Source organism: Paenibacillus sp. NPDC058174, from assembly GCF_042883865.1.
Classification (GTDB): Bacteria; Bacillota; Bacilli; order Paenibacillales; family Paenibacillaceae; genus Pristimantibacillus.
Genome location: NZ_JBHVUY010000001.1, coordinates 18,133 through 28,492, shown reverse-complemented (window position 1 = coordinate 28,492; position 10,360 = coordinate 18,133). Strand labels below are relative to the sequence as shown.

8 protein-coding genes are annotated in these 10,360 nt (G+C 52.5%); 1 reads left to right on the top strand and 7 read right to left on the bottom strand.

The features are described 5' to 3' along the window. Nucleotides 1-395 precede the first annotated feature (395 nt). Nucleotides 396-1,778: an FAD-dependent oxidoreductase gene (locus tag ACFVVF_RS00120; RefSeq protein WP_387808688.1), complete on the bottom strand. Its 1,383-nt coding sequence runs from the start codon at nucleotides 1,776-1,778 to the stop codon at nucleotides 396-398. A gap of 478 nt (nucleotides 1,779-2,256) precedes the next feature. Continuing rightward, nucleotides 2,257-3,504: a beta-N-acetylhexosaminidase gene (nagZ, locus tag ACFVVF_RS00115; protein ID WP_387804286.1), complete on the bottom strand. Its 1,248-nt coding sequence runs from the start codon at nucleotides 3,502-3,504 to the stop codon at nucleotides 2,257-2,259. 267 nt (nucleotides 3,505-3,771) lie between these two features. On the opposite strand from nagZ, the gene ACFVVF_RS00110 reads away from it, so the two are divergent. Further along, complete coding sequence (locus tag ACFVVF_RS00110; protein ID WP_387808686.1) at nucleotides 3,772-4,707, top strand: NAD(P)/FAD-dependent oxidoreductase; 936 nt, start codon at nucleotides 3,772-3,774, stop codon at nucleotides 4,705-4,707. Nucleotides 4,708-4,768: 61 nt separating this feature from the next. Here ACFVVF_RS00110 and ACFVVF_RS00105 read toward each other — a convergent pair whose 3' ends face one another. The 5 genes from ACFVVF_RS00105 to ACFVVF_RS00085 form a co-directional block, all read right to left on the bottom strand. Beyond that, on the bottom strand, nucleotides 4,769-5,689 hold the full coding sequence (locus ACFVVF_RS00105; RefSeq protein WP_387804284.1) for a DMT family transporter: 921 nt from the start codon (nucleotides 5,687-5,689) through the stop codon (nucleotides 4,769-4,771). Then, on the bottom strand, nucleotides 5,683-7,215 hold the full coding sequence (locus tag ACFVVF_RS00100; RefSeq protein ID WP_387804282.1) for an HAL/PAL/TAL family ammonia-lyase: 1,533 nt from the start codon (nucleotides 7,213-7,215) through the stop codon (nucleotides 5,683-5,685). Before ACFVVF_RS00100 ends, ACFVVF_RS00105 begins: the two co-directional genes overlap by 7 nt. Continuing rightward, nucleotides 7,208-8,326 (bottom strand): thiohydantoin desulfurase, encoded by a 1,119-nt coding sequence (locus ACFVVF_RS00095; RefSeq protein ID WP_387804280.1) that lies wholly within the window; start codon nucleotides 8,324-8,326, stop codon nucleotides 7,208-7,210. Before ACFVVF_RS00095 ends, ACFVVF_RS00100 begins: the two co-directional genes overlap by 8 nt. A 115-nt stretch (nucleotides 8,327-8,441) precedes the next feature. After that, nucleotides 8,442-9,785 (bottom strand): LLM class flavin-dependent oxidoreductase, encoded by a 1,344-nt coding sequence (locus ACFVVF_RS00090; protein WP_387804279.1) that lies wholly within the window; start codon nucleotides 9,783-9,785, stop codon nucleotides 8,442-8,444. Then, nucleotides 9,782-10,354 carry a DUF427 domain-containing protein gene (locus ACFVVF_RS00085; RefSeq protein WP_387804277.1) on the bottom strand — a complete coding sequence of 191 codons (573 nt, stop codon included), beginning with the start codon at nucleotides 10,352-10,354 and terminating at the stop codon, nucleotides 9,782-9,784. Before ACFVVF_RS00085 ends, ACFVVF_RS00090 begins: the two co-directional genes overlap by 4 nt. Nucleotides 10,355-10,360 lie beyond the last annotated feature (6 nt).

Genomic DNA, 10,360 nt, shown 5'->3' with positions numbered 1-10,360 from the left:
CGTTCACTTTTTGCTGCAACGAAGCTGCTTCGCTATTTTGCGAAGCAAAGTTCGCTGTAATGACCTCGATCGCCAGGTAATTTGCAAATAGTGAAGTGATCTTCGCTACTCATGAACCTAGGTTCTCCAACTGCGAAATTTGCTTCGCTCGGCTGTTGAGACCAGTCTCAACTTACTGCTACAACGAAGTTAAGTTCGCTATATTGCGAACCTGCTTCGCTCTAGACTAAAACCAACCTAACTTCCATGCTACAGCGAAATTATGTTCGCTAAATTGCGAACTTACTTCGCTCGGCTGCCGCAACTAACCTTACCTCCACAAAAAAAGAAGGCTCTCTAACAGTTCAGAGAGCCCTCCCTTCCAACAGGCCTTTCAAAGGCCTGTTTCATTTTATTCAAGCAACCTCAACCTTCACTGCTTGAGCCGGTTGTGCTTGTTGCTCCCGCAGAAGGGCCATTGCCGCAAGGCCGGCCGTATTGAGCAGGTTCCACGGTTTGTTGTAATGCGGCTGGAAGAAGAAGTCGACGAAAGCAAGCTCCTGTACCGTCATCCGGTTGTGGATGCAGACCGACAACGTATTCGCTGCCTGCGTCATGTCTGCTCTCGACATAATTTGAGCTCCGACAATTCGGCCGTCATCCTCGAAAACAAGTTTAACCAGTACATCCTCGTAAGTTGGCATAAATTCAGGACGGTTATTTTCATGGATTGTGATTGTTTTCACATTCATACCTGCAGCAAGTGCAGCAGCTTCAGTCATTCCCGTCGAAGCGATATTCCAGTCAAACAGCTTAATAGCCGACGTACCTTGTGTACCTTGATAACGAACGGTCGGTGTCAACAAATTCATCCCAACGAGCGTACCCATTCGAACCGCATTCGTAGCTAGCGGAATGTAAGCTGCTTTTCCAGTTGGATTGTATCGAACCGCGCAGCTGTCGCCCGCCGCCATAACATCGGGATTGCTTGTGCGCATATAGTCGTCGACTAGAATTGCGCCGCCGGGAAGCATATCGACCTGATCTTTAAGCAAATCCGTACCTGGACGGAAGCCGATGCACAATACCACCATTTCCGTATCGAAGCTGCCGTTTGTCGTCAGCACTTTATTCACTTTTCCATCGGCACCCTCAAAGCCCTTCACAGTTCTGCCTAGCGCCAGCTGTACTCCACGCTCCTGCAGCTCTTTGCCAGCCAAATCGGTAAACTCGCGGTCCAAATACTTCGCCATCACGCTATCCATATTATCAATCAGCGTCACTTCTTTACCTTGATCGCGGAACGCTTCAACGAGCTCAATACCGATATAACCCGCTCCAATGACAGTGATATGCTGAGCATCGTTCGCACGGGCAATAATTTCGCGGGCATGGCCGTAGTTTTTGCAAAGCTGAATGTTGCCAAGCTCGATGCCTTCCATCTGTGGAATAATCGGCCACGAGCCAGTCGTCATCACAAGCTTGTCGAAATTGTCTTCAACCAGTTCTCCGGTTTCCAGGTTGCGGGCTTTTAACGTTTTGGCTTCAACGTCTATCGCTAGCACATCATGGCGCATCCGGGTAACAACGCCAAGCTGAGCCAGCTCTTCCGGATTGCTGTAGAACAATCCCGCAGCATCCTTGACGACTCCGCCTACATGAAGTGCAATGCCGCACGACAGAAACGAGATATTGTCATTACGTTCGTACACGGTAACTTGTGCTTGCGGATATTGTGCAGCGATATTTTTGACAGCGGCGGTTCCTGCATGCGTGCATCCAATTACAGCGATTTTCAATGTCATGATAATAGCCTCCAGTTATGTGAAATAAATCACAATCTAGTGTGAAAAAAATGTCCGCTCCTGCATCCAAGTGAACGTATGCACCGTTTGCACTAACGCTTGCGGCAACGTGAAATCCGGCAATTACCTTACAGTTGCTTGCTATACAAAGCCGCTCAACCGGATACGCCTTCTTGCGGGTGGAACACTGCTTCAACTGTTATGTGAATTTAATCACAATGTTTTGATGTCTTTATCTTACACGGTACGAGCGCGGCTTGCAAGATGTCCGGCGAATAAATCCGCAATTGTCTGACTATTTGTGAATAAATGGTGACGCAGCGGGAAGCAAGCTCTCGGAGCATGCATTGCCGCTGCGAATATCATTCGCTTAAAAGCTTGCTGCTTCAATTTTCCCGCTTCCCGCTTCCTTCATTCCATTTCCGGCTCAGAACTCAGAAAGCCTAGAGCAGGGCTGCGCAGCCGCCCAAGCTTACAGCCGATTAATCCACGCCTCAATCTGCGCATTGAGCTCCTTCAAATCCGGCACAGGAACGGTCTCGTCATTCAAGTTGTAGCGCTGCTTCAGTGACAAAATGCGGCGGACGCTTTTATCGATTCGTTCCACAGAAAGCTTGTTGTCCTGCATGCTTTTCAGAATCGCATCCCGCACCTGAAGCGCATTGTCGTAGCCATGAGCTATCAGCACGATATCGCTCCCTGCTTGAACGGAATCGAGCGCGGCTTCGGCGAGCCCATAGTTTTTCGTAATAGCGCCCATCGTCAGATCATCCGTCATAACGACGCCGTCATATCCCATCTTACCTCTGAGTACATCCCCAATAATGGCAGCGGAAATGGACGCCGGCTTGTCGGGGTCCAGATGCGGATACAAAATATGCGCCACCATTATAGCATCCGTCTTCTGCTCAATTGCCGCTTCGAAAGGCAGCCATTCCAGCTTGGCAAGCTCCTCCCTCGTCTTATTAACGATCGGCAGCTCCAGATGAGAGTCTACAGACGTATCGCCATGGCCGGGAAAATGTTTGACGACCGGTATAATTCCGTTCTCCCGGATACCCTTCATTTCCGCCATCCCCATCCGGCTTACAAGCTCAGCTGTAGCACCAAACGACCGGGTACCAATGATCGGATTCGCAGGATTGCTGTTCACGTCCAGAACGGGGGCAAAATTCATATTAAAGCCCGTCAGCTTCAGCTCCTCCGCAAGCAGCTTGCCCATCTCCTCAGCCAAAGACGGATCATTCGTTGCGCCTACTTTTTTGTTGGAAGGAATTGCGGTGAACGACTTCGGCATCCGGCTAACTTTGCCGCCCTCCTGATCCACGCTGATCAGCAAAGGGACGGCGTTTCCGCTATTAGCTTCCTTTAGCGCATTAACCAAAGCTACCATGCCTTGCAAATCCGCAATATTTGTTCCGTATAAAATAATGCCGCCGATCCGTTCTTCTTTAATCATCCGGCTCGCCTCCGCATCGATGGCTTTGCCGTCTATCCCGGCAATAATCATCTGGCCAACCTTATCTTCCAGCGACATGGCAGCGATCTGCCGGTCCAACGGATCCGGCTCGGCTGCTGTTGCCGTCGGACTTGGCTGCGCTTCATTAGCCTGCGGGCGAGAACAGCTTTGCACAAGCAGCATACATGCTCCAATCAGCAAAATAACGCCAAGCCTGCCCATCCAGCGAAGCGGATGTCTGTAAAGCCGTAATTGGTTCATGAGCCTATCTCCTCATCTTTATAGATTATACTAGTATGATTATTGAAAGGCCCATTCATACCCAACAGGTCTATTAAGAATGGTATTCGATACGGATGCTCCAAACCCTATCACATCGACACAAACATTGACAGCCATCTATCGATAAGGTAACTTTATATACATAAATATATAAAAAATGTACTTATTGAAGGAGAATGTTGCGTGACCACTGAACAACAAGATACATTCAAAGATATTACGATTATCGGCGGCGGCCCGGCCGGCATGTTTGCTGCTTTTTACGGAGGCATGCGTCAAGCAAGCGTAAAAATTATTGACAGTATGCCGGAGCTTGGCGGCCAATTAACTGCACTTTATCCGGAAAAGAACATTTATGACGTTGCCGGCTTTCCTCAAGTGACTGCCCAGCAGCTGGTTGATCAATTGAAGCAGCAAATGAACTATTTTCCGGTACAGGTTTGTTTAGATGAAAAGGTTCTGCAAGTTATTAAGAAGGACGAGCGTCACTTCGAGATTGTTACGGATAAAGAAACTCATTACAGCAGGTCTGTCATCATTACCGGAGGTGTCGGGGCATTCGAGCCGCGCCGTCTGGATCTGCCTAATGTGAAGCAATATGAGCGTACGAACCTGCATTATTTCGTCAGCAACCTTGAATCGTTCACGGGTAAAAGCGTAGTCATCAACGGCGGCGGCGATTCGGCAGTTGACTGGGCGCTCATGCTGGAGCCTGTGGCCAAAGAAGTGACGCTGATCCATAGACGGGACAAATTCCGCGCCCATGAGCATAGTGTAGAGAAGCTTTTCAATTCGAAGGTCAATATCGTAACGCCAGCTGAGATTACAGCGCTTCATGGCGACGAGCAAATCGAGAGCCTGACGGTTACTTTCAATCAAACGAACGAAACGCGGGATATTAATTGCGACGCGCTGATCGTCAATTTTGGATTTATCTCTTCACTGGGCCCTATTCTGGAGTGGGGACTGGACATTCAGAACGGTTCGATCGTTGTCGATACGCGAATGGAGACGAGCATACCGGGGATTTTTGCAGCGGGCGACATTACGACCTATCCCGGAAAATTAAAGCTGATTGCTGTCGGATTCGGTGAGGCTCCAACGGCCATCAACAACGCCAAAGTGTACTTGGACCCTAGCGCCAAGCTGTCTCCTGGACACAGCAGCAATATGAAACGTTAATCTATTTACACAAAAAAACAGTGAGATACCCATTCTATCTCACTGTTTCTCTCTTAAACCGCTAGTTCTCTTCCACAAACGCCGCTCCCTGCTCTATTGGCTGCCTACGAAGCATGGAACGGCTGGATACATAGACGCCCACAAGGACAAGCACTCCTCCCGCCAGCTGAACGCCGCGAATAGGCTCACCCAAAATATAATGTCCAGCCACAAGTGAGATGATCGGCGGAATATTCATAAACATGGCAGCCGTCCCTGGCCCTGTAGACGCAACACCGCGCGTCCATAACAGACCGGAGTACATCGTAATCGCCCCTAACAGCAGCAGCAAGCCCAAAGTAACCCCATTGAACGTCATTTCATTTCGTCCCAGAACTGCTTCTCCCGCAGCTAAAGGTGCCATCAGCATGATGCCGATTGGGCTTGCATACAGATTCATCGCGCGATTCGGCAGCGTACGAGCGAGCACCGGTGTGAACAGCATGCCAATGGTCATCCCTAGCATAGCAAGGAGCAGAAGGAGATCACCGAGCGACACTTGGAAGGAAGAAGCATCGTGCAAGCCGATAATGACGACAACCCCTGCAATGCCCAGCACGCCGCCAATGATCTTTTCCCCGGTCATTCGCACACCCAGAAACAGTCTCTCCAGCACGACCGCCACAAGCGGTGCAGCCGCATAAATCAATGAAGCGTTGGCAACCGAGGACAGCTGCAAGCCTAAGTAGTACAGGGGCTGTTGAATGAACAAATTGAATAGCGAGGATACAAACAGCAGCAGCCACTCCCTGCGCGTCGGCCACCGCAGCCCTCCTTTTCCGAATAGCAGCGTAAGCGTGAACAGAGACGTAATGATCATCCGGCAAAAGGATAAAAACACGGGCGAAAATGACTGCAGCAAATAGCCGCTGATCACGTAGCTGAAGCCCCAGAATACCGCAACGCCGCAAAGCCCGAGCATGACCCGGTCAAGCTTTACCATGCTTCCGCCCCCTTCAGCAGGCGTCCCTCCTTGATCACATGGTAAGCCCGGTCGATGTCCACTGATAGATCCCGGTCTGCAGCAAGAAACGGAATTTCGTCCCGAATCGCCCGATAGACGGCCCCCGTCCTCCTTCCAAGTCTCAAATCTCCCCGCAAATCGATTGCCTGAACAGCATGAAGCGCTTCAATCGCGATAATATACCGCAGCCGGTCAATGATCTCTCTCGTCTTTATCACGACATACGGCGCATTCGCCGCATGATCTTCGATATCGCCAGCCAACGAGTAATAGTCAGTCGATGCCGGGTTGATCAGATGACGGATTTCCGCATCCAGCGAGGTTATCGTCTTTTGCGCCGTGCAATAGCCGATTGAACGTTCCTCATCCGCTGTCAAAAACCGCGTCAAGCCGGTAAAAGCCGGCGTTCCCAGCTTGATTGTCCGGTAGCAGGCGCTTTTCGATAGATGATGGAGCGCACTGCCCAGCATTTCGAAGCCAAGTATCCAGCTGACCGGATCAAAGTTTGCACAGGAGATGATTTTCCGCTCCTCCAGAAGCACGCACGGATTATCCTCCGAGCTGTTCAAGTGGAGCTCCAGCTGCCCCTTGGCATAGCCCAAAGCATCATAGGCCGCCCCATGAATCTGGCAAGCATCACGGAAGCTGAGCGGGTCCTGAAGGCTCTCCGTACTTGCATTCTCCCACAAGCTGCTGCCAAGAAGCGCCGCTCTGACACGGTTGACGCTTCGCAGCTGCCCCGGATAGGGGCGTACCCGATGAACACCTTCCTCCAGCGGACTGATATTGCCGCGGATCGCTTCCAGCGACAATGCGTATACCACGTCAGCCGTTTCAAGCAGCGCTTGGCATTCCTGCAGCGCAAGCGCGCCGAGTCCGGCTGATAAAGCATTGGAGGAGACGATCGCTAAGCCGTCCTTGGGGCCAAGAGCGAGCGGTGCAAGTCCGGTCTGTCTGAGCGCTTCGTCAGCAGCCAGCCTTTTGCCCGACCACTCCACTTCGCCCTCCCCGATCATCGCAAGACCAATATGTGAAATGGTCGTAATGTCCGCAGCACCAACTGATCCGCGCAGCGGCAGCTTCGGATGAATCCCCTGATTTAGAAATTCCGCGTACCGCTCCGCAACTGCAGGCTCGATGCCGGAACGGCCGGGAAGCAATGTATTCAGTCTGGCCAGCATGACGGCCCTCGTCTCCGCAACCGATGCATAAGGCCCTACTCCTGCACTGTGGGAAAGAATCAAATTCCGATTGAACCGCTCAAAAAACGTCTTTCCAATTACTTTATCCTTATTCCAGCCGACACCGCGATTTAGCCCATAGATCGGAATATCCTGCTCTGCCAGCTCGAACACCAGCTTGCGCGAGGCCTCCAGCCGATGCCGGGCCGTTTCATCGATCCTTATGGCACGACCATTAACAGCCACCTCATACAACTGCTCCACAGTGAGCGATCTGCCGTCCAGCACGAGCGGATCACTCACTACCTCTACATGCTCAAGCATGGGCGGATGCAACCGATGCCGGTTCCTCCTCCAGCGCATACTTCAACAATTCAATGCCAAGCGCCTTCTCTACTTCCGGATATACGGTCGGGTCCTTTACGCTGGAGCTAAGGGGCAATAGCGATTTGTCGATGACAAAAACACCGATCCGCTGCCCCTTCTCGATATGGCCAACGCTGACGGGAAGGCCAGTGTCGAGATTGAAAGTTGTAATGACATCGGGAAAGGTGCTCACCCTCGTTCCTTCATGGTCCTCCACCGCCATATATTCATTCATAATGTGCAGCTTCAGCTTCTTCTTGCCTGTCCCTACTTCAATGGTGCCGATATCGAATGCTCCCGAATAGCTGACATCCTTCTTGGCTACCTTTCCTTTGCCGACGAACCTTCCGCCTGTCTTGCGGCGAATCGTCTTCAGCACCTGTTCCGGCCCTTCCGGCTCCGCTGCAATAATCGCCCGGCCAAGCTCTATCGCAATGGAGACACCGCCGAGAGCCGCATGCTCCTTCACATATTTCGCAGGCAACGGGTGACGTGCAGCGGCAATAAAACCGCCTGCCATATCGGATGCCGTACGAAGGATGTTCGACGTGCGCGCCGGCGTGCCTTTCACAGTAAGCTCAATATAGGAACCGAGCTCCGGCTTGCCCCCGGCAACGGCCTGAATCGTCTCGAAGTCTGTTCGGGAAGCAAGCCCAAGCGAGCCCATCTTTCCGGTGGGATGTGCCCGGATATCTCCCGTCGCATCAACGACAACTAATCCCAGTGCAGCTGCGGGAAGCCAGCCGTTAATCGAGCTCGACATACCGTTTTGCGGCGTCATGACGCCGACTATTTTACCGTCGTATTGTTCAATCAGCAGCTGGACCGCCCGCACATAATCCTTGCCAAGCATCTGCCAATCCGTACCTGCCGGAGCGCCGATCGCGGTACAAGTGATGATAATCGCGTCATCCGGCAGCTCCTCCGCCGATACCAGCTTGGGTCTTCCCAGCGCCACTGCCGCTCTGCCGATCTCTAGACCATGCTCTACCCATCCTCCGCCTCCGGATGCAAAAACCGAGCCGCCCTTAACGGCAGCTATAACGTCCTCTTTCGTTAATTCGCGCATGACAAGCCTCCTGAATGTATGATTAATATTACGAGAAATAGTGCAAGCACGGGACAAAAAGCACGCTGGAGCTGGGAAGCCCCGGCGTGCTCTTCTTTGCTGCTGTTCTTTCTGCTTAACCGACTGGCGCTGAAGCGAAGCTGTTCTGCGGACGCTTGAAGCCAAGCGTATCACGCAGCGTTCCCTCCGGATATTCCGTCCTGAACAAGCCCCGGCGCTGCAATTCCGGCACGACCAGATTGACAAAGTCATCAATTCCTGCCGGGAGATGCGGAAAACCGATAATAAATCCGTCAGCGGCTCCGTTCGTAAACCATTGCTCCAGCTCATCGGCAATCTGCTCTGGCGTTCCTGCAATTGCACGATTATTGATGCGCTTATAGAGCTGGCGGATGGTCAGCTGCGGCTCCGCCTCCAAAATCGTAATAATCCGCTTCAGCCCGCTTTTACTCTGATTAAAGCCTTCCAGCTCTGGGGTAAAAGGCAGCGGCTCATCCAGCGGGAAGCTGGAGATATCCCGGCCCAAATAGTGTGACAGCAAATCCAGCCCAAGCCGTTCCGGTGTCAGCTCCTCGACCTCCGCCAGCAGCGCCTTCGCCTCTTCATCCGTCGAAGCGATGACCGGCATGAAGAACGGCAATATTTTCAGCTCCTCCGGCTTGCGGCCGTATTTGGCCAATCGGCCTTTCAGGTCGCTGTACAAAGCCTGGCCTTCCTCCAGAGTCCCCTTCGGGGCAAATACCACTTCAGCCGTCGCTGCCGCTACTTCCTTCCCGGCTTCCGAAGCGCCCGCTTGAATGAGCACCGGATAGCCTTGCGGCGGACGACTGACGTTCAACGGGCCGCGAATGTTGAAGAACTTCCCTTTGAAGTCCACATTGTGCAGCTTATCTTTATCGGCAAATATGCCGCTTTCCTTGTCGAGCGTCAGCGCGTCGTCCTCCCAGCTGTCCCACAGCCCTTGCGTCGCGTCTACAAATTCACGGGCTCGTTCATAGCGGGTCTCGTGCTGCAGATGCTTCTCCTGACTAAAGTTGCGAGCCTCCTCGTCCGTCTGCGAAGTGACAATGTTCCACGCCGCGCGGCCGCCGCTTAGATGATCAAGCGAAGCCAGCTTGCGGGCAATATGATACGGCTCGTTGTAGGTAGTGGAGATTGTCGCTGCCAAGCCGATATGCTTTGTAGCGGCAGCGAGCGCCGACAGCAGCGTGAACGGCTCGGGACGAATGCTGTTGGCCTGAGCGATGCCAGACTCGAAGCGGTCCCAGACATACAGCTCATCGGCGTAGAAGAACATATCGAATTTCCCGCGCTCCGCTGTCTGCACAATCTCTTTGTAATGGTCAAAATTCAGCGATCCCGCTGCATTTGACTTCGGATGCCTCCAACTGGAGATATGCTCTCCCGTTGGAAAAAACATCATCGCTCCCAGCGACAGCTGGCGCTTCGTTTCACTCATTGGACTGTCTCCTCCTCTTCCTTCATTTCGTTATTGTAGACCGACAACAGCCGATCTTCGATGAGCTGGTCATTGTGAAGCCATTCATCCACGCGATCCCAATAAAAGGCCAAGTAGCCGCGAATCGACGCACTATCGGCGGATGCCTCCCGGTAGCTCCAAACGGCATTGCGGGCCGTCTGCCCGCCCGCATGAATCGACCAGTACGAGGCATACCCCTTGTATTGGCATAACGTTCGGGTATCAGTTGGCTGAAGCAGCTCCTGACGCACATCGTCAGGCGGAAAATAGACGGCCGGCGGACGATCCGCCTCCCGAAACAATACCGCCCGTGCACTATCAGCGATCGTCTCACCGCCAAACCGTACCTTGAGCCGTCCTCCGAATTGCTCGATTCGCAGATCTGAACCGCAGAACGGGCAATTATCAAGCTTGATAACGGTCCGTTTGCTGCCGGAATCTAGTGCGCGCGAGCTAGCGTTAGAGTTAGAGATATCGTTAGAGCCAGCGGAAGCGGCAGATGGTATTTGTTGAATCAGCCGCCGTCCTGTTTCTGATGGAATGGACATCCCTAA